Source organism: Aliarcobacter faecis, assembly GCF_013201705.1.
Taxonomy (GTDB): Bacteria; Campylobacterota; Campylobacteria; order Campylobacterales; family Arcobacteraceae; genus Aliarcobacter; species Aliarcobacter faecis.
Genome location: NZ_CP053837.1, coordinates 1,986,159 through 2,005,932 on the forward strand (window position 1 = coordinate 1,986,159; position 19,774 = coordinate 2,005,932).

Annotated in this window: 17 protein-coding genes; 8 read left to right on the plus strand and 9 right to left on the minus strand. The window is 28.7% G+C overall.

Going from position 1 to position 19,774, the window contains the following annotated elements:
- Positions 1-11: 11 nt before the first annotated feature.
- The 3 genes from surE to AFAEC_RS09995 form a co-directional block, all read right to left on the minus strand.
- Positions 12-800, minus strand: coding sequence for a 5'/3'-nucleotidase SurE (surE, locus tag AFAEC_RS09985; RefSeq protein WP_026805074.1), 789 nt, complete (start codon positions 798-800; stop codon positions 12-14).
- Positions 775-4,338 (minus strand): DNA polymerase III subunit alpha, encoded by a 3,564-nt coding sequence (gene dnaE, locus AFAEC_RS09990; protein WP_026805073.1) that lies wholly within the window; start codon positions 4,336-4,338, stop codon positions 775-777. The genes surE and dnaE overlap by 26 nt, the downstream gene beginning before the upstream one ends.
- Before the next feature lie 90 nt (positions 4,339-4,428).
- Complete coding sequence (locus AFAEC_RS09995; RefSeq protein WP_026805072.1) at positions 4,429-4,971, minus strand: DJ-1 family glyoxalase III; 543 nt, start codon at positions 4,969-4,971, stop codon at positions 4,429-4,431.
- Between the two features lie 116 nt (positions 4,972-5,087).
- Here AFAEC_RS09995 and AFAEC_RS10000 point away from each other — a divergent pair, with 116 nt between their 5' ends.
- A complete protein-coding gene (locus AFAEC_RS10000) occupies positions 5,088-5,762 on the plus strand; it encodes a FlgO family outer membrane protein (RefSeq protein ID WP_026805071.1) in 675 nt (224 codons plus the stop codon).
- Positions 5,762-6,349 carry a FlgO family outer membrane protein gene (locus AFAEC_RS10005; RefSeq protein ID WP_026805070.1) on the plus strand — a complete coding sequence of 196 codons (588 nt, stop codon included), beginning with the start codon at positions 5,762-5,764 and terminating at the stop codon, positions 6,347-6,349. The genes AFAEC_RS10000 and AFAEC_RS10005 overlap by 1 nt, the downstream gene beginning before the upstream one ends.
- On the opposite strand, the gene recJ is transcribed toward AFAEC_RS10005, so the two are convergent.
- The 3 genes from recJ to ccoG all read right to left on the minus strand — a co-directional run bounded on the left by recJ (position 6,344) and on the right by ccoG (position 11,033).
- A complete protein-coding gene (recJ, locus tag AFAEC_RS10010) occupies positions 6,344-7,909 on the minus strand; it encodes a single-stranded-DNA-specific exonuclease RecJ (protein WP_026805069.1) in 1,566 nt (521 codons plus the stop codon). The genes AFAEC_RS10005 and recJ overlap by 6 nt on opposite strands.
- A complete protein-coding gene (locus AFAEC_RS10015) occupies positions 7,909-9,525 on the minus strand; it encodes a CTP synthase (RefSeq protein WP_026805068.1) in 1,617 nt (538 codons plus the stop codon). Before AFAEC_RS10015 ends, recJ begins: the two co-directional genes overlap by 1 nt.
- A 125-nt stretch (positions 9,526-9,650) precedes the next feature.
- A complete protein-coding gene (gene ccoG / locus AFAEC_RS10020) occupies positions 9,651-11,033 on the minus strand; it encodes a cytochrome c oxidase accessory protein CcoG (protein WP_026805067.1) in 1,383 nt (460 codons plus the stop codon).
- A gap of 260 nt (positions 11,034-11,293) precedes the next feature.
- On the opposite strand from ccoG, the gene AFAEC_RS10025 reads away from it, so the two are divergent.
- Positions 11,294-12,310: a thioredoxin family protein gene (locus tag AFAEC_RS10025; RefSeq protein ID WP_026805066.1), complete on the plus strand. Its 1,017-nt coding sequence runs from the start codon at positions 11,294-11,296 to the stop codon at positions 12,308-12,310.
- A gap of 112 nt (positions 12,311-12,422) precedes the next feature.
- Here AFAEC_RS10025 and AFAEC_RS10030 read toward each other — a convergent pair whose 3' ends face one another.
- From AFAEC_RS10030 to plsY, 3 genes are read right to left on the minus strand one after another with little or no spacing between them, the layout of a single operon-like run.
- Positions 12,423-13,610, minus strand: a complete 1,188-nt coding sequence (locus tag AFAEC_RS10030; RefSeq protein ID WP_026805065.1) for an aspartate aminotransferase family protein — start codon at positions 13,608-13,610, stop codon at positions 12,423-12,425.
- 30 nt (positions 13,611-13,640) lie between these two features.
- Entirely contained in the window at positions 13,641-13,952 is a 312-nt protein-coding gene (locus tag AFAEC_RS10035) for a dihydroneopterin aldolase (RefSeq protein ID WP_026805064.1), read from the minus strand.
- Positions 13,949-14,572 (minus strand): glycerol-3-phosphate 1-O-acyltransferase PlsY, encoded by a 624-nt coding sequence (gene plsY / locus AFAEC_RS10040; protein WP_026805063.1) that lies wholly within the window; start codon positions 14,570-14,572, stop codon positions 13,949-13,951. Before plsY ends, AFAEC_RS10035 begins: the two co-directional genes overlap by 4 nt.
- 91 nt (positions 14,573-14,663) lie before the next feature.
- Here plsY and nadA point away from each other — a divergent pair, with 91 nt between their 5' ends.
- The 5 genes from nadA to lpxC are packed head-to-tail and all read left to right on the plus strand — an operon-like array spanning position 14,664 to position 19,772.
- Positions 14,664-15,653, plus strand: coding sequence for a quinolinate synthase NadA (gene nadA / locus AFAEC_RS10045; RefSeq protein WP_026805062.1), 990 nt, complete (start codon positions 14,664-14,666; stop codon positions 15,651-15,653).
- On the plus strand, positions 15,650-16,471 hold the full coding sequence (nadC, locus tag AFAEC_RS10050; RefSeq protein ID WP_026805061.1) for a carboxylating nicotinate-nucleotide diphosphorylase: 822 nt from the start codon (positions 15,650-15,652) through the stop codon (positions 16,469-16,471). The genes nadA and nadC overlap by 4 nt, the downstream gene beginning before the upstream one ends.
- 2 nt (positions 16,472-16,473) lie before the next feature.
- A complete protein-coding gene (locus AFAEC_RS10055; protein WP_026805060.1) occupies positions 16,474-17,460 on the plus strand; it encodes a DHH family phosphoesterase in 987 nt (328 codons plus the stop codon).
- Positions 17,444-18,880, plus strand: coding sequence for a M23 family metallopeptidase (locus AFAEC_RS10060; RefSeq protein WP_081754488.1), 1,437 nt, complete (start codon positions 17,444-17,446; stop codon positions 18,878-18,880). Before AFAEC_RS10055 ends, AFAEC_RS10060 begins: the two co-directional genes overlap by 17 nt.
- Complete coding sequence (gene lpxC, locus AFAEC_RS10065) at positions 18,858-19,772, plus strand: UDP-3-O-acyl-N-acetylglucosamine deacetylase (RefSeq protein ID WP_026805058.1); 915 nt, start codon at positions 18,858-18,860, stop codon at positions 19,770-19,772. Before AFAEC_RS10060 ends, lpxC begins: the two co-directional genes overlap by 23 nt.
- Positions 19,773-19,774: the final 2 nt, after the last annotated feature.

The window sequence follows — 19,774 nt, forward strand, 5'->3', positions numbered from 1 at the left end:
CCTTTTTATTTTTATTTATTTAACCAATTTTCTAGTTTTGTTATATCATCATAAGATGTCATATCAAGATGAACAGGAGTTATAGAAACATATCCATCTTTTACTGCTTCAAAATCGCAAGATCCATCCACACTACTTCTCCAGCTAAGAGGGTGAAGCCCTATCCAATAGTACTCTTCTCCTCTTGGATTTGTATGTCTTGAAGCATCATTTCCATACTCTCTATATCCAGCTTTTGTAATCTTAAATCCCTTACACTCTTTTGCACTAATTGGTGGAATATTAACATTTAAAAACTTTCTTTCATCTAATGGAAATTCCCCTTGAAAAATCTTCTCTACTAGTGTAACAATAGCTTTACAAGCTAATTCAAAATCCCAATTATATGCAATGTGTCGGCACATATCTTTACAAACTTGAGAAATAGCAATTGCAGGAATTTTATGTAAAATTGCCTCCATAGCAGCACTGCAAGTTCCACTATATGTAATATCTTCTCCCATATTTGCACCAATATTTATTCCACTTATTACTAAATCTGGTCTATAACCATTTTTAAATAGATTTCCTAATGATAGATATATACAATCTGTTGGTGTTGCATCATCTATCTTATAAAAATCATCGTCTATACTAATAAGCCTTAAAGGTCTATCTAAAGTTAGTGAATGCCCACAAGCTGATTTATTTTTCGCTGGGGCTACTACCATAATTTTTGCTATTGGACTAAGAACTTTTATTAAAGCTTTTAATCCAACTGCATCATATCCATCATCATTTGTTAGAAGAATTTTCAACATCTACTATATATGCTCCTTTTATATTATGTATTAATTTTTCAATATCACTATTTACTTTTATTGCACTATCAAGTTCTAAATCTGCTAATTTTGATTTTATTAAAACTTTCAACTCTCTTTTTCCTTGATTATTTACTACTAAATCAAATAAATCGTGAATTATAAGCTCATCTTCACTAAAAGGAAGTGCTATAATAAGTGGTGGTTCAACTATCTCTTTTTGTTTTATTTTTACTTTCTCTTTTTGTGCATCAAAAATAGTCTCTATCTTTAAAACACTCATTCTTGTAAATTGGTCGTTTTTTGAGATTCTAACTTTAATTGCTATTGGTTCATCTAAATTAAAACTCTCTTGAAGCTCTTTTAATTTATCTTCAAATAACATAAACTCTATAGTTCCATGATAATCTAAAATTGAAACAATACCAAATTTTGAACCTTTTTTAGAAATTTTTTCAACTATCTCTTCCACTTTCCCAACTATTAAAATCTGGCTTCCATCAGCAAGTTCATCAATACTCGAACTTAAAGTATAGTTTATCTTCTCTATTTGCTCTTTATACTCATCAAGAGGGTGTCCTGAAACATAAAATCCTAAACTAGCTTTTTCAAGTTCAAGTAGCTCTTTTTGTGAGTATTCAGGTAAATTATCAAGCTCTATTTCAATTTTTGTAAGTTCATCACTATCACCAAAAAGTGAACCTGTTGCCATTTTTTTAGCATTTGAAGCTTTTGAAGAACTATCCATTATCTTTTCTATTTGGCTTAAAAGTGCATTTCTTGAATACCCAAAACTATCAAAAACTCCCGCTTTCCCCAATGACTCAATAACTCTTTTATTTACCTTACTTGCATCAATTCTTGAAATAAAATCTGATAAATCCTTAAAATTATCTTTTCCTCTCGCACTTAATATAGAGTTTATTGCTATATCTCCAGCACCTTTAATTGCTCCCATTCCAAACATAACAACCTCTTTGCCATTAATATTTGTAGCTGAAAAAACTAAATCCGATTTATTTATATCTGGTGGGAAAAGTTCTAAACCTAGCCTTTTTACCTCATCAACATATCTTACAACCTTATCTGTATTATCTTTTTCAAGAGTTAAAAGTGCCGCCATAAATTCAGCTGGATAGTAACATTTTAAATAAGAAGTATAAAAAGTAACCAAAGCATAAGCTGCTGAGTGAGACTTATTAAATCCATATCCAGCAAATTTAACAATCAAATCAAAAAGTTCTTCAGCATAAGCTCTTGTAAATCCTTTTTGCTCTGCACCATCAGCAAACTGCCCTTTTAATCTATCCATCTCCTCTTTAATCTTTTTACCCATAGCTCTTCGTACTAAGTCTGCCCCACCCAAAGAGAAGCCACCAACACTTTGAACAATTTGCATAACCTGCTCTTGATAAACAATAACTCCATAAGTATTTTCTAAAATCGGTTTTAAAACCTCTTCAAGTTCATCGTGAAAATAATCGATCTTTGCTCTTCCATGCTTTCTTTCAATAAAATCATCAAGCATTCCTGATTCCATAGGTCCTGGTCTATAAAGTGCAAGTACGGCTACAATATCCTCAAAATTTGATGGTTTTAATCTTTTACACAAATCTTGCATACCATCAGACTCTATTTGAAATAAACCTAAAGTATCTCCTGTTTGAATTAAATCATAGACACCCTTATCATTTACATCTATTGTTTTAAAATCTATTCTTTTACAATGTCTTTGCTCGATTAATTTTATAGCTTCATCAATAACTGTAAGAGTTTTTAATCCTAGAAAGTCAAACTTGATTAAATCTACATCTTCAATGTATTTCCCATTATATTGAGTAGCTAGAGTATCAAGCCCACTTGGTTTAAAAAGTGGTGTTTTATTCCACAATGGTTCATTTGAGATAACAACTCCAGCAGCATGAGTTCCTGCATTTCTATTTAATCCTTCAAGAGCAAGTGCATATTCCCAAACTCTAGCTGCTAATGGGTCAGCTTCACAAAGCTCTTTTATTTTTGGCTCTTTCTCCCAAGATTTTTTAAGATCAATTCCTAATTCATCAGGAATTAATTTTGCCATGGCATCAGCTTTTGCATAAGGCATATCAAGAACTCTTGCAACATCTCTAATAACCCCTTTTGCTAGAAGCTTACCAAAAGTGATAATTTGAGCAACATTGGCTCTTCCATACTGATTTACAACATAGTCAATTATCTCTCCTCTTCTACTTTGGCAAAAGTCCATATCAATATCGGGCATTGATACCCTTTCAGGATTTAAAAATCTCTCAAAAAGTAATCCATAAGGAATTGGGTCAATATCTGTAATTTTCAAACTATACGCAACCAAACTTCCAGCAGCTGAACCTCGTCCTGGACCAACTGGAATTCCCATATCTTTTGCAACTTTCACAAAATCCCAAACTATCAACATATACCCTGGAAATTTCATACTGTTTATAATCTCTATTTCTAACTCTAATCTAGCTCTATACTCATCATGTTTACTTATAGGAACAAGTTTTAATCTATCTTCAAGTCCATTTCTACACTCATATGCAAATAAAACCTTATCATTTTCTAGTGAATATTCATTCTCTGGCTCTGGAATATCTATATTTTTCTCTTTTAGCTTATCTCTTGTAAATTTAAAGTTTGGAGGAGTGGGGTTTCCTAATTTTATTGTTAAATTACATTTATCTGCTATTTCTTGAGTATTTTCTATGGCTTCAGGAATATCTGCATAAAGTTTGCTTATTTGCTCTTGTGATTTTAAATAAAATTCGTGAACACTATGTCTTAATCTATTTGGGTCATCATAAAGTTTATTCATAGCAATACACATAAAAGCTTCGTGTGCATCAGCATCTTTTTGCTCTAAATAGTGTGTATCATTTGTAGCAACTACTTTTATTCCTGTTTCATTTGAAATTTTTAAAATTAAATCATCAACAAAGTGTTGGTCACCAATTCCATGACGCATAATCTCTAAATAAAAATCATCTCCAAAAATCTCTTTATACTCTAAAGCTATTCTCTTTGCTTCTTCATAACCTTTTGCACCATTTTTTACATTTCTCTCATTTTGAGTATTTAAATGCCAATTTACCTCTCCTTGTAAACAAGCAGCACTACAAACAAGCCCTGCACTATGCTCTTTTAGAAGTTTTTTATTTATTCTTGGATAATAATAAAATCCATTTATATAAGCTTGTGAACTAAGATACATAAGGTTTTTATACCCTATTTCATCCTTTGCATATAGACATAAATGGTATCTTTGTCTATTTGTTTTATCGCCTAACTCTTCACTATTGTGAATATATGCTTCCATTCCAATAATTGGTTTTATACCTTCAGTTCTCATAGCATTGTAAAAGTCTATTGCTCCAAACATATTTCCATGATCAGTCATAGCAACACTTGTCATTCCAAACTCTTTTAGTTTTTTCGCAAGTGGTTTTATCTTATTTGCACCATCAAGAAGTGAATACTCAGTATGTAAATGTAAATGTGTAAATTGTGGTATTTGTGACATATTATATAAATCTTTATTAGTTTTTTTATAGTTTATCTAAAGTTTAATTTGAGTCTAGTTAAGAAAGAAAAGACCAAAAACTGGTCTTTTTTATACAAGAAGTTGATTTTTTATTGAAGCGTAAGCATCTTCACCTTTTAGAGTTTTTACAATCTCTAAAACAAATTTTATAGCAGTTCCTGGTCCTTTTGAAGTTATTACATTTTCATCAATAACAACATCTTTATCTACTTGATAATTACTATCTTTTATTTTTTCTTCAAAACTAGGATAACAAGTATAATTTTTATTTAAAACATCAGCTTTATATAAAGCATAAGGAGCGGCACAAATAGCAGCTATTTTTTTACTTTTAGCTTTAAACTCTTTCAGAAGTTTTTGAACATTTTCATCTTCAGCCAAAGTAAAAGCATTTGGAACTCCTCCTGGAAGAACTATCATATCAAAATCAGCACTAGATATTTCAGTTATTTTTTTATCTGTTTCTATCTTAATATTATGAGCACCCGTTAAAATTTTATCTTCAACTCCAGCAGTTATTACTTCTATTTCTGCTCGTCTACAAATATCTATTATTGTAATTGCTTCTATCTCTTCAAAACCATTTGCAATAGGAACTAAAATTTTTGTCATAAAATCTCCTTTTTTATCTGTTTTATGGATTATATTAAATTAAGTTTAAAGTTAGTTCAAGGATATGTAAGTAAGTTTTTTATAAAATCTTAGCAATTTATAAAAGGGGTTTTTCAATGTTTAGAAATATTTCTAAAACTGCTATTTTAACATCTTTAGTTGTTTTAATTCTTTCAGGTTGTTCATATAAATATAGAAGTGCAAACACTTCTGATGCGACAAGTAATAGCAACTTAAACAAAGAGTACAACAAAGTAAAAGATGCCAGAGACCATTTAGATATTGCAGAGGATATGCAAAAATATGTAACAAGCCAAACAACTCTTGAAGCTACAATTGCATCTCTTTCAACTCAATTAATGCAAAATCAAAAGATTAATACTGATAAACCTGTACTTATTACATCTTTTGTAAGGTTAGACCAGCTAAAAGAGACTTCAGAATTTGGAAGAGTTTTAGGTGAAAGCTTAATAAATGAGTTATCAAATAGAGGTTTTAATGTAATTGAATATAGAGGGCAAATGGCTGTTTCTATAAACGATAAAGGTGAATATTTCATCTCTAGAAAACCTCATGAAATCAAAAGTTCAACTCCAAATACTTATGTAGTTGTTGGTACTTACTCAAGACAAGCTGGAAAAGTTATATTAAATGCAAGAATTATTGATAATATTAGTGGGAAAATAATAACAAGTGCCAGAGCTACATATCTTCATAATTTAGCAAATGATTGTACACTTTTCAAAGATTGTGCACCTGCAAGAACTATAAATATAGTTAAAGAGAAATAATGCAAAAACCTTATCTAAGGGTAGTAAAACACATTCTTATTTTACTACTCTTATCTTTTACTTTAAACTCTTGTGCATACAAATACCCATTAAATGGCTCAAATAACTTTCATGCTCTAATCTCTACTATGGTTGATGAATCTGGTCAAAAGATAAAAAGATATGTTGGATCTGGAGAAGTTGTTTTAGTTTCAGATTTTGTAAATCTTGACAAACTACAAAATAGATCTCAATTAGGATTTCTACTTTCAAGTATGCTAAAAGATAAACTTTCATCTTTAAATATAGTTGTAAAAGAGATAGAGTTAGGAAAAGAGTTTGAACTTGGAAAATCAGGCTTTAATCTTCTCACAAGAGAACAAGAAAAAATCTTATCAAAAACAGTTCAATCAAAATATGCAGCAGTTGGAACTTACTCAATTACAAGTAAAACTTTAAATGTTTTCATAAAATTAATTGATGTGAGAACTGGGAATATTTTAGCTTCATCTTATGAAAGAACAAATATAGATGATGAAATTTTAGGACTTGAAGGTAGTTTAGAGAGAAAAACAACCCCTATTTTAAAACCACATTTAGTTTTATAAAATCTCTTGAATTAAAAAAGATGGAGTAACAACTCCTCTAAACTCATTTTTTGAAATAGACAGTATTAAGTTTAAAGTATCTGTTAAACTTGTATTATTATCATAAAATTTTAAAGCTTCAAAAATAAATCCATCACTATTTAATGTAAGTTTTAGATGATTTTTATCTTTTCCTATTAATTCACTCTTAATTAATTTTGCATTTGATACATTAAAAATAGGTCTTTCATTTTCAAGTCCATAGGGTTCAAACTCTTCAATTATTGATATAAATTCTAAATCTACACTACTAACATCAAGTTCACCTAAAGTTATATATTCATTATGTAAACTATCATTTACTTGATTTAATTCACTATTTATTATCTCTTTAAATGCCTCTAAATTTGAAGAGTTTAAAGATAAGCCAGCAGCATTCTTATGTCCACCAAAACCAAGAAGTAAGTGTGAAGCTTTTGATATTAACTCATATAAACTAATTTGTGAATTTGCTCTTGCACTTCCTTTTGCTATTCCATTATTTATAGAAAAGATAAAAGCTGGTTTTTTATACTTATTTGAGAGTTTTGAAGCAACTATTCCAATAACTCCTTCATGCCAATTCTCTCCCCAAACAACAACAGCTTTATCCAAAATTTTTATCTGTTTTTCAGCCTTAGAAGAGATATCCTCTTGCAAAGTTTTTCTATAATTATTTAATTCATCTAAAACAGATAAAGCCTCATAGGCACTATTTTGACATTTTGATAATAAAAACTCTAAAGCTAAACTAGCATCCTCCATTCTTCCAGCACTATTTATTTTAGGAGCTATTGTAAAACCTATATCATCTGAGACTAAAAACTCTTTTTGAATATGTTGATTTAATAGTTTAAATGCTTCTCTTTTTGAACTTTTTATCTTCTTTAAACCTTGTTTTACCATTGTGTGATTAAGGCTTGTCATTGGCATAATATCTGCAATAATTGCCAAAGTTAATAGATCCAAATAAGAGCTTAAATCAATATTTGCATTTAACTCTTTTTTAATTGCAGCACAAAAATACCAAGCAACTTGAGCTCCACAAATCTCTTTAAACTCAAAATTACAATCATTTTGCTTAGGATTTATTATTGCTAAAGCAAGAGGTATTTTTTCTCCAACTGTATGATGATCTGTTATAATTAAATCTACATTTTTCTCTTTTAAAATAAGTGAAGCCTCATAAGCACTAATTCCATTATCAACGGTAATAACAAGCCCTTCACTTATCATATCTGCTATTTTAGTAGATAATCCATAACCATGTTCAAATCTATTTGGAATAATATAATCTACTTTTACTCCCAAATCTTCAAAAAATTCAAGCATAATTGTAGTTGAAACTACACCATCTACATCATAATCTCCAACAATAGTTATCTTCTCTTTGTTTTGAATAGCTTCTTTTACTCTTTTTGTTGCAATATCTATATCTTTAAAACTGTTAGGTGATGGGATAGAAGCAAGTTTTGAATATGGATTATTCAAATGTCTTGCTTTTAGAATTTCAAAAAGTCTTTGCTTTGTGATTTTTGACATTATTTAAGGCTATTTGCCTGTTTTATAAACTCTAAAATTATAGGATTTGGAGTCTCTAAATGTGAAGTAAATTCTGGATGAAATTGAACTCCTACAAACCAAGGATGCTCTTTTAATTCAACTGCTTCAATAAGCCCATTTGACTCTCCACAAATAATCATTCCAGCATTTTCTAAAGCCTCTTTATACTTTGGATTTGCTTCATATCTATGTCTATGTCTTTCAAAATACTCTTTTTCCAATCCATAAGCTTTTTGAAGTTTTGAACCTTTTAATGGTTCAAATGGATACTCTCCTAATCTCATTGTTCCTCCCATTGGAGATTCATGAGTTCTTAATTGTTTATTTCCACTTTGATCCATAAATTCATCAATTAAATATATTAGTGGATTTGTTGTATTTTCATCAAACTCAATAGAGTTAGCATCTTCTAAACCTAAAACATTTCTTGCAAACTCAATTATTGATAGTTGCATTCCAAGACAAATTCCTAAGAAAGTAATATTATTTTCTCTTGCATATTTAATCGCTTGAAGTTTTCCTTCAACTCCCCTTGAACCAAACCCACCAGCAACTAAGATAGCATCAACATTACCAATAACTTCATAGGCTCCTAAATCTTCTATTCTCTCACTATCACACCAATGAATATTAATTTTTGTATTTAAGTGAGCCCCTGCATGAACTAAAGCTTCAATTAAAGATTTATAAGACTCTTTAAGTCCTAGATATTTACCAACAAAAGCAATAGTAACTTCATCTTGTGGAACTAAAATATTTTTAACTAAAGTATCCCATTTTTCCATATTTGGTTTAATTTTGATATTAAAATGATCTGATAGTGGAGTTAAAATCCCCTCTTTTATAAAATGAAGTGGAACTTGATATATTGATTGAGCATCTCCAGCTTCAATAACTGCATTTCTATCAATATCACAAGAAAGAGCTAATTTATCTTTTAATGATTTTGGAAGCTCTTTTTCTGTTCTACAAACAAGCATATGAGGAGTAATTCCAATTCTTCTTAACTCTTGAACTGAGTGTTGAGTTGGTTTTGTTTTAAGTTCACCTGCTGCTTTTATAAAAGGAACCAAACTTACATGAATATTCATAGTATTTGATTTTGGAAGTTCATGCCTAATTGATCTAATTGCCTCCAAAAATGGTAAACTCTCAATATCTCCAACAGTTCCACCAATTTCAATGATTAAAAACTCATTTCCTTCAGCAGCAGCAAAAATTCTCTCTTTAATTTCATCAACAACATGAGGAATTACTTGAATAGTTTTTCCTAAATAACCACCCTCTCGTTCTCTTTTGATTACACTTTGATAAACTTGTCCTGTTGTAAAACTATTGATTTTTGATAAAGTTTTATCTATAAATCTCTCATAATTTCCTAAATCTAAATCCGTTTCAGCTCCATCAGCAGTTACAAAAACTTCACCATGTTCAAGAGGACTCATTGTCCCTGGGTCTACATTTAAGTACGGGTCAATTTTTAACATACTTACTTTAAATCCTGATTGCTTTAATATTGCAGCAATTGAAGCAGAAGTTATACCTTTTCCTAAAGAACTAAGAACTCCACCCGTTACAAAAATGAATTTTGTCATTAAAATACTCCATAAAAATTATTTAATTTGTAAAATATATAAGCTGTGATTTTATCTAAAAGTTTATAATAAGCAATTTAAAGAGGTAGAGTGTAAGACTATTTTTACACTCTACCAAAAATTATTTATTTAAGTTTATCGGCTCTAGGGAAAAAGAAAGTAGCATTTCTAACTACCTTAACTTTCTCTGGGTCCTCTTTTGCATAAGCTTTTAATGTAATAGGAATAGGAGTATCTTTAGAACTATCGTTTACCAAAAGTTTATCTGTTTCTAAAATTACAACTTTTTTAGCCATTTTCCCTGGACTTAATGTAAATGGTTCAAATCTCGTAATTTTAATATCTGGATTATTTGTAATTTCAAGTTCATATGTAAGAGGCTTTGACTCAGTATTTTGGAAAAGTAATAAATATGTATTTGATACAACATTATTCTCTTTTATTTTATATAGCTCTGTATCCTTATTTACATTTAAAAGCATATACTCTTTTTCCCCACTCATTAAGAATAATATACTAATAGTAATTGCTAAAGCTACAAAATACATAATTGTATTTTTTCTAAGTACCTTAGTTGGTTCGTTATATACAATATTATTAGTACTTGACCATTGAACTAAAGATGGTTTTCCTAATTTTCCCATAACTGTCGTACAGGCATCAACACATTCAAGACAGTTTATACACTCAAGTTGCATCCCTTTTCTTATATCAATATGAGTTGGACAAACACTAACACAGGCTTCACAGGCTGTACATTCGCTAGAAGGATCAACAAAATCTTTTATTTTAAAGATTGTCTTCTCTTTTTGCTCATTATAAATATTTCCACCTCTTGAAGTTGAGTAAATCGCTTGATATGTATTATTATCATATAAAACAGATTGAACTCTTGAATAAGGACAGATATAAATACAAAAATCCTCTTTTAAAATAATTACATCATATATTAAAAATCCAGCTATACATAAAACCATTCCTATAAGAAATAGATGTTCTGTTGGTTCTTTTAAGTATGCAAAGAAATCAGCAGGAGGAACAAAAAACCACATAAAATTTGAAGCTGCAATCAGAGATAAAATAGACCATAAAGCAATACCAACTGCTTTTTTGAACCTATTCTCATTTTTACTTAAATCTATATCTTTTTGTTTGTTTTTTATTCTTCTAAGTTTTAAAAGTGTTGATTCAATTAAATCTCTATAAATTACCCTAAAAATTGTTTGTGGACAACTCCAACCACACCAAGCACGACCTCCAATAGCAGTAAGGGCAAAAATTCCTAAAAATAGAAGCATTAATAAGAATGGCATAAGATATAACTCTTGCATATCAAATGCTGTTCCCATTAAATGAAATTGTTTTTTATCAAATGATAATAGGAAAATTTGGTTACCATTTATTTGAATAAATGGGATTGCTAAAGAGATAATTGTAGCAAGAGTATATCCTACATATCTTCTATATCGATAAGGTGTCTTATCTAAATATTCATTTTTTTCTTTCATAAAGTGACCTTTTGTGACATTTTTAAAATTTTATATAAATAAAGCTTATTATTTGCATAAGTATTCATAAGTTTTAATTATAATTAAATGTTTATCTTCTCTAATTTACTTAAAAAATGATATCATTTAAAGACTAAAATTATTTATTATTCAACCAGAAGAGATAAATTTATTTTAGATTTTGTAAATTTGAGTTTTTTATATAACAATTAACTCTATTATTATACAAAATAAAATTATTTTAAATAAGGGAGAGATTTATGAAATTCATATATAGAAGTTTTGTAGCACTTTTTGTTTCAATACTTTTTATTACAAATTTAAGTGCAAAAGAGGCAAAAATAATTGGTGCATCAAATCACACTATACCTAGTTGGTTTAAAGATAGCTTTTTAGATATTTCTGAAGATATTGAAGAAGCATCTGAAAAAAATAAACATTTTATGATATTTTTGGACTTTGAAGGTTGTCCATATTGCTCTAAAATGTTAAAAGAGAGCTTTGAAGAAGATAATAAAACGAGCCAATTTATCAAAACAAATTTTGATGTAATCGAATTAAATGTTAAAGGTAGTAAAGAGATAACTTGGATTGATGGAGATATTGTAACAGAAAAAGAGCTAACTGAAAAATTAAAAATTCAATATAGCCCAACTATTCTTATTTTCTCAGCAAATAAACAGATAGTTGCTAGAGTAAATGGTTATAGAAATAGTGTTAATTTTCAATATATCTTAGATTTTGTACAAACAAAAAAATATGAAAATATGAATTTAGCAACATATTTAAATAAAGTTGAAAAAAATGAGATTTATAAACTTCAAACAAATAAAATGTTTAAAGATTTAAATGATTTATCAAAAATTTCTACTCCTCTTGCTGTTATCTTTGAAGATGGAAGTTGTACTCAATGTGAACATTTCCATAATAAAATTCTTACAAATAAAGATGTTAAAGATGAGTTTAGTAAATTTACAGTTGTTAGAGTTGATGCAAATAGTAATAGTGAAATTATAACTCCTGATGGTGTAAAAACAACTCCAAAAGAGTGGGCAAATAATTTAAATTTAGATTATAGACCAGCTGTTCTACTTTTTGATAATAAAAAATTAATCTCTACAATAGATGCTTTACTTTTTCCATTTCATTTCAAAGAAGTTTTAAGATATGTTAGTGGAAAACATTATGTAGAATACCCAAATAGTTATTTAGACTATTTAAGAGTAAGACAAGATGAACTTATAAAAAATGGTATTTCTATTAATGTAGGTGAATAAAATTTTATCTTTCTTGATTTTGATACCAAATTGATACTATTTTTTCATATAATCAATTTGTCATTTGACAAATAATTTTAAATTCGAAATATAAGAGAATTATCTCTTATATTTATTTTATTTTATTTAAAGTAGCTTGAAGTCTTTTAAATCCCTCATCAATTTCAAATTTTGAGATAGTAAGAGCAGGTAAAAATCTTAAAGTATTATTTCCCGATTTTAAAACCATAACTCCACACTCAAAGGCAGTTTTAATTAAAAGAGCTAAAGTATCACCATCTTTTACTCTTAATCCTCTCATTAATCCTAAACCAACATGAGTTATAAAAATATCTCTATTGTTTTCATAAAGTTCATCTAATTTTTTTGTAAAGTAGATAATAGTTTCATCTAATTTTCCACTATCTTTTAACTCTTCTAATATATCTAAAACTTCCAAACCAGTAGATGTTACAAGGTAGTTCCCACCAAAAGTGCTTCCATGATCTCCAGCACCCCAAATATCTTTATGTTTTGTAATAACTGCACCAATAGGAACTCCCCCACCAAGACCTTTTGCTAAAGTTATAATATCTGGTTCAATTTCATATAAATTTGAAGCTAAAAACTCTCCAGTTCTATAAACTCCTGTTTGAACCTCATCAATTATTAATAAAATATTATTATCTTTTAAAAATTTTGCTAACTCTTGAATTTTATCTTTAGGAAATGGTAAAATTCCACCCTCTCCTTGAACTAGTTCAATCATAACTGCAACTGTTTCATCATCTATTGCATTATAAACATCATCTATTGCATTAAATGAAAAACCATCTGGATATGGAGCAAATTTACTTTGATGAAATGAACTCTGACCTGTCGCTTTTACAGTTGTTATAGTTCTTCCATGAAAAGAGTTCTCTAAAGTAATGATTTTATATCTTTTCTTCTCAAACTTTATCTCACCATAAGTTCTTGCTATTTTTATAGCTCCTTCATTTGCTTCAGCTCCACTATTTGCAAAAAATGTTCTTACATCATAACCACTTAACTCTTTAATTTTTTTTGCTAAAAGTGCTTGTGGTTCTATTACATAAAGGTTTGAAGTATGTAGTAAATTTGAAGCTTGCTCAAATATCTTTTTAGCAACTCTAGCATTACCATGCCCTACACTTGTTACCCCAATTCCTGAAGTAAAATCTACATAATCTCTGTTTTCATCATCAAAAAGTGTTGCATTCAAACCTTTTTTAAAATTTATATAATTTCTAGCATATGTATGAAGTACATACTCTTTATCTAATTTTTCTATATCTTTCATAATTCTTTCCTAATTTTTTATAAATTATTTTTATAAACTAAGGCTTACTATACAATCTTTTAAAATATCTGGTTTAGAAATTTTTAGTTTTAAATTTTCTATCTCATAATTTTGTTTTATAATTCTTGCCAAAGTTTCAACAGCATCTTCTAAAAGCTCAAATTTCCTCTCTTTCATTGTCCTTTTTACAAGATTACTAACCTCTGTATAATCAATAAAAGATTTATTTTTAAACTCATAATCAAAGCTAATATTTACAATAACTCTTTGCCTCTTTTTTCTTTCAAAATCAAGAATTCCAATAATACATTTAAAAGTTAAATTCTCTATATGTACTCTCATATTACTTTTTTCTCTTCACCTTTTATAAGTCTTATAATATTTGGTATATGTTTATATAAAATAATAAAGGCTATTAAATACATAGGAGCATTTGAACCAATATTTAAACCATTATTTATAAAAATTGCACTAATTACAACTGCAACAAGCCCTAAAAGACTAGAAAGTGATGATATTTTTAAAACTTTTGCAAAAACAAGCCAAACAACAGCACCAATTAGTGTTGAAATTGGAATTAAAACTATATAAACTCCAAGTCCAGTTGCTACCCCTTTTCCACCTTCAAGTCCTAAATATATTGAGTAACAGTGTCCTAATACACTTAAAACTGCCATTGCCCAAAGCGTCTCATAACTTAAATTAAGGCTAAGTCCTATAAGTAGAAGAATTGTCCCTTTTAAAGCATCTAAAATAACTGTTGCTATACCAAGTTTTTTTGCTAAAGTAGGATTTGTTTGCTTCACAACTCTTAGAACATTTGTAGCACCTATACTTTTACTTCCTTGAGTTTTTATATTAACTCCTGCAAAAGTTTTTGCCAAAATAAGTCCAAAAGGAATAGACCCAACCAAATAAGCTAAAAGATAAAAAATTATATTTTGATTTGTAAAAAAATCCATCAATAACCTTTGTTATTTATTAAAATTAAATGGGATTATAACCAAAATTTTGCTATATTCCCACTTAATAAAAATTTGAAAAGGTTTTATTTTGAATTATAAAGAAGAGATTTTAAAACTAAAAAAAGAGTTAGATGTAGTTTTAGTAGCACACTTTTACCAAAGAGATGAAGTATTTGAACTAGCTGATATAACAGGGGATAGTCTTGAATTAGCAAAAAAAGTTATGCAAAGCGATAAAGAGTTTGTTGTATTTTGTGGAGTTGGATTTATGGGAGAGAGTGCAAAAATTTTAAATCCACAAAAAAGAGTTTTAATGCCAAGAATTGCTTGTTGTGCAATGGCTAGAATGATAGATGAAGGGTATTTTTTAGAGAATTTAAAAAAGATGAATGAAGCTGGAATTTCAAATGATGATATTCTTCCAATTACCTATATAAACTCTAGTGCCAGTGTAAAAGCAAGAGTTGGAGAAATGGGTGGAGTAGTTTGTACATCTTCAAATGCTTATAAAATAATTGAAAAAGGTTTAGAAAGTGGTAAAAAAATCTTCTTCGTTCCTGATCGCTGTTTAGGACAAAACTTTGCAAAAAGTTTAGGACTAAAATCAGCAGTTATTGGAGATGGAACAGATTTAAAAGAGGCTGACATTATTTGCTACAATGGATTTTGTAGTGTACATCAACAATTTAATATTGATGATATAGATTTTTATAGAGAAAAATATCCAAATATTATTGTAGCTGTTCATCCAGAGTGTGACCCAGCAGTTTGTGATAAAGCTGATTTTGTTGGTTCAACTTCACAACTAATAAAATTTATAAAAGAGCTTCCTGAAGATCAAAAAGTTGTTGTTGGAACAGAATTTAATATGGTAAATAGACTTCGAGAAAAAAATACATATATCTTAAGTTCAACAAAACCAGAGTGTCCAACTATGAATGAAACAACTTTAGAACATGTTTATTTAACTTTAAAATCTATAAAAGATAATAAAATTAGTGAATTAACAGAGATAAAAGTAGATGAAAAAACAAGATATTGGGCGAAAATAGCACTAGAGAGGATGTTTGAGATATGATACATATAAAAAGATTTGTAAAACAGGCAATTACAGAAGATAATGGTAGGGGAGATCTATTTTACGATATTGCTCCAGATGGAAATTTTACAGCAAAAATTATTTCAAAAAGTGATGGAATACTTGCTGGTGTTATGTATGCTGAAATTCTTGCAAGAACAGAAAAAATAGATGTTGAATTTTTAAAAAAAGATGGAGATGTTATAAAAGCAGGAGATATTCTAGCAAAACTTGAAGGAAGAGCTTCAAAACTACTTTCAACAGAAAGAACTTTTTTAAATATGCTTCAACATGCTAGTGGAATAGCAACAATGGCAAATAAATTTTCAAGCCAAATTGAAGATTTAAATGTGATTTTACTTGATACTAGAAAAACAAGACCTCATTTAAGAGACTTTGAAAAATATGCTTCAAGAATTGGTGGAGCAATAAATCATAGACTTGGGCTTGATGACTGTTTGATGTTAAAAGATACTCACTTAAGAACAATAGATAATTTAAAAGAGTTTGTAAAAAAAGCTAGAAAAAGAATCTCTTGGGTTACAAAAATAGAAATAGAATGTGAAACATTTGAACAAGTAAAAGTTGCTATGGATGCGGGAGCTGATATTATTATGTGTGATAATATGACACCTTCTCAAATTAAAGAAGTTGTAGAATTTAGAAATAAAAACTATCCATATATTATGCTTGAAGCTAGTGGAAATGTTAGTTTAAAAACTATTAGAGAGTATGCACTTACAGGTGTTGATGCTGTTAGTAGTGGAAGTATTATACATCAAGCAACTTGGCTTGATTTTTCTATGAGAGTTGATTAAATTTGAAAAAAGATTTCATCTTAAATAATAAAATAGATATGAGTTTATACTCAAAAGCTTTAGAGTTAATAGAAAAAAGTAGGTATATTTTAATAATAACTCATGTAAATCCTGATCCAGATTCTATTGGTTCAGCACTAGCTTTATCAAATCTATTTTTTGAAAATAAGATTAAACATAAAGTTTTTAATATAAGCAGTGATTTACCACAAAATCTTAATTTTTTAAATAGATTTGAAAAAATAACAGATGTTTTACCACCCTTTTATGATTTAGCAATTAGTGTTGATTGTGGAACTTATAAAAGATTAGGTTTTGAAGTACCTAAAGATATACCTCTTATAAACTTTGACCATCATGCTTCAAACGAAAATTTTGGAGCTATAAATTTAGTTGATCCATATAAAAGTAGTACAGCAGAAATAGTATTTGAATTCTTTAAACATAATGGTCTATATATTACAAAAAATAGTGCAAGCGCTCTATATACAGGTATTTATGATGATACTTTAGCATTTTCTTTAGGAAGATGTGATGAAGAGACTTTCAAAAAAGTAAATTTTTTAGTAGAGTGTGGAGCTAGTCCCTCTTTTATAGCAAATAAGCTATTAAGAAGAGATTCTTTGGCAAAATATAGAATAATTCCGAAAGTTTTAGAGAGCCTTGAACTATATAAAGAGGGTGAATTAGCTTCTATTATTGCCCTTCCTGAATGGTTTAAAAGTACAGGTGCACATATTAGAGATTGTGAAGATGCCCTAGATATGATTATGAGCATGAGTATTGTGAGAATTGCATTTTTTGTAAGATTTATAAATGATACTTGCAGAGTCTCTTTAAGGTCTAAAGATGAAGTTAATGTATCAAAAATAGCTTCTATTTTTGGTGGTGGTGGACATTTTAATGCTGCTGGTTGTACAATAGAGACAAAAGATGTATTAGAAGCAAAAAATTTAATATTAAAGGAAATTCTTGAAATTTACAAATAAAATTAATTTAAATAGATTTAGTCTAAATCAGTTGGCAATTTATGCCTCTTTATTAATAGTTTTAATAGTAGTAGGTTTTATATTTTTATCTCCAACTTTTGAAAGAAATACACCAGTTGTAAAATTTGAAAATGAGATAGAAGGAAAAGAGATCTATTGGAACTTCAAAACTCCAATAAAAGTATTAATTGCAGAGAAAAGTGGAATTCAATCATTCAAAGCAGTTTTTAATGATGGAACTACAAATTTAGAGCTTGAAAGTAAAATAGAACCTGAAGATTTAGAAAAAGGTATTTATAGTGTTGAATTAAAAGCTCCTAAAATAGCTGAGCAGATAAAATCAACAATTGGAACAATAAGTATTGAAGTTTATGATAATAGTAAATGGAACTTTTTTAGAGGAAATAAAACTTTAAAAACTACAAATTTAATTGTTGATAAAAGAAGCCCTATTATAAATGTAGTTTCAAATTCATATATGATAAAACAAGGTGGAAGTGGAGTTTTAATTGTAGAAATCAATGATGAGAACCTAAAAGATTATTATGTATCTTTTAATGATCAAGAAATTTTTGAAATGTTTCCATTCCATAAAAAGAACTTCTTTATCTCAATTATCACTTGGCCTATTGATATAAATGAGTTTAAAGGTGTAAATATCATTGCAAAAGATAGTGCAGGAAATAAATCAAGTATGAGAGTTCCTTTTTATATCCAAAGCTTTAAAGTAAAAATTGACAACTTAAAAATTAGTGATGAGTTCGTAAATAGTGTTAGTAAAAATGTTTTGGAATTAAGTAATGAAACTGTTCCTGATTCAATTGTTGAAGCCTTCGTAAAAGCAAATAGAGATTTAAGAGCAAAAAACCTTAAAACAATGCGAGATGTTACTAGAAAAAACTTTGTAAACTCTAGTGAAATTCCTTTTGAGTTAAAAACTTTTGTAAGAATGACAAATGCTGCAACTTTTGCAATGTTTGGAGAGAGACGACACTATTTTTATAATGAAGAGAAAATTGATGAAGCTTGGCACTTAGGAATGGATTGGGCAAGTACAAAACAAGCAAATGTATATACAACAAATGCAGGAAAAGTTATATTTAAAGATTATTTAGGAATTTACGGTAATAGTATAATAATTGATCACGGTTTTGGAGTAGCTTCACTTTATGCTCATACAAGTACACAAAATGTTGAAGTTGGAGATTTTGTAAATGCTGGAACACATATAGCAAACACAGGATCAACTGGTGCAGTATTTGGAGATCACTTACATTTTGGAATATTAATTCAAGGAATTGAAGCAAATCCAAATGAATGGTTAGATTATAATTGGATAAAACTAAATCTTACAAATACAATAAATAGTGCAATAAAAATTATAGATGGAAATAAAAATGAAACAAAGAACACTAAATAAGAGCGTTGAAATTATAGGAGTTGGACTTCATAAAGGAGTTCCTGTAAAAATGAGATTAGAACCACTTCCAGAAAATAGTGGAATCATTATTTATAGAAGTGATGCAGCTGTTACAATTCCTTTAAAAAAAGAGTTTGTTGTTGATACAAAAATGGCAACAGTTTTAGGAAAAGATGGAGTTATAGTTTCAACTATTGAACATCTATTAAGTGCAATTTATGCTTATGGAATTGATAATTTAAGAATTGTTTTAGACAATGATGAGATACCAATACTTGATGGAAGCGCTTCTGGATATTGTATGCTAATTGAAGAAGCAGGTATTAAAGAGCAAGAAGAGAGTAAAAAGGTAATAAAAATAAAAAAAGAGGTTGTAATAACAACAGAAGATGGTAAAAAAGTTGCTCTTAAACCTTCAAATAGAATTATTTATGATTTTGAAATCAAGTTTAATCATCCTGCAATTGGAAGCCAAAAATATCATTTTGATTATTCAATTGAAGAGTATAAAGAGAGTATTGCAAAAGCTAGAACATTTGGTTTTTTACATGAAGTTCAATACCTAAGAAGTATTGGTCTTGCTCTTGGTGGAAGTATGGAAAATGCAATAGTTTTAGATGAAACAAAAATTTTAAACCCAGAAGGGCTTAGATATGATGATGAATTTGTTAGACATAAAATCCTTGATGCAATTGGAGATATGGCACTTTTAGAATATACTATGATTGGTGAATATGATGCCATTGCAGGAAGTCATCATCTAAATCATCTTTTAACAAAAAAACTTTATGAAGATAAAGAGAATTATGAGATTATTGATTTAGAAGAGGCTAAACATGAGGCTGAAATGTTTGAATTTGCTTTTGCGAAACAACTAAATTCAGAGCAATAAAT

Coding starts and splice junctions, on each gene's coding strand:
- surE (WP_026805074.1), bottom strand. CDS start 800: ATGTTGAAAATTCTTCTAACAAATGATGATGGATATGATGCAGTTGGA.
- dnaE (WP_026805073.1), bottom strand. CDS start 4,338: ATGTCACAAATACCACAATTTACACATTTACATTTACATACTGAGTAT.
- AFAEC_RS09995 (WP_026805072.1), bottom strand. CDS start 4,971: ATGACAAAAATTTTAGTTCCTATTGCAAATGGTTTTGAAGAGATAGAA.
- AFAEC_RS10000 (WP_026805071.1), top strand. CDS start 5,088: ATGTTTAGAAATATTTCTAAAACTGCTATTTTAACATCTTTAGTTGTT.
- AFAEC_RS10005 (WP_026805070.1), top strand. CDS start 5,762: ATGCAAAAACCTTATCTAAGGGTAGTAAAACACATTCTTATTTTACTA.
- recJ (WP_026805069.1), bottom strand. CDS start 7,909: ATGTCAAAAATCACAAAGCAAAGACTTTTTGAAATTCTAAAAGCAAGA.
- AFAEC_RS10015 (WP_026805068.1), bottom strand. CDS start 9,525: ATGACAAAATTCATTTTTGTAACGGGTGGAGTTCTTAGTTCTTTAGGA.
- ccoG (WP_026805067.1), bottom strand. CDS start 11,033: ATGAAAGAAAAAAATGAATATTTAGATAAGACACCTTATCGATATAGA.
- AFAEC_RS10025 (WP_026805066.1), top strand. CDS start 11,294: ATGAAATTCATATATAGAAGTTTTGTAGCACTTTTTGTTTCAATACTT.
- AFAEC_RS10030 (WP_026805065.1), bottom strand. CDS start 13,610: ATGAAAGATATAGAAAAATTAGATAAAGAGTATGTACTTCATACATAT.
- AFAEC_RS10035 (WP_026805064.1), bottom strand. CDS start 13,952: ATGAGAGTACATATAGAGAATTTAACTTTTAAATGTATTATTGGAATT.
- plsY (WP_026805063.1), bottom strand. CDS start 14,572: ATGGATTTTTTTACAAATCAAAATATAATTTTTTATCTTTTAGCTTAT.
- nadC (WP_026805061.1), top strand. CDS start 15,650: ATGATACATATAAAAAGATTTGTAAAACAGGCAATTACAGAAGATAAT.
- lpxC (WP_026805058.1), top strand. CDS start 18,858: ATGAAACAAAGAACACTAAATAAGAGCGTTGAAATTATAGGAGTTGGA.